The organism is Ciceribacter ferrooxidans (assembly GCF_004137355.1).
Lineage (GTDB): Bacteria > Pseudomonadota > Alphaproteobacteria > Rhizobiales > Rhizobiaceae > Allorhizobium > Allorhizobium ferrooxidans.
In genome coordinates, this window is sequence record NZ_SDVB01000030.1 from 1 (window position 1) to 253 (window position 253).

Genomic DNA, 253 nt, shown 5'->3' on the forward strand with positions numbered 1-253 from the left:
GGTTCGCTGATCGGTGTTCCGGAACTGAAGTTTGCCGATCTCAGCAAGGAACAACTGGCTGCCGTCGCCGCGATCGCTGCCGGGTTCACCGGACTGCTGTCGTTGTTCAACATTGGCGGACGGTTCTTCTGGGCATCACTCTCTGACAAGATCGGGCGCAAGAACACCTATTACGTCTTCTTCCTGCTCGGCATCCTGCTCTATGCCTCGGCACCATGGGCGGCCGGCATCGGCAGCAAAGTGTACTTCGTGG

At 58.5% G+C, this 253-nt stretch carries 1 pseudogene; it reads left to right on the forward strand.

Annotation, left to right across the window (positions count from 1 at the left end):
• Positions 1–253 (forward strand): annotated as a pseudogene (locus tag EUU22_RS00295) (OFA family MFS transporter); the annotation flags it as partial.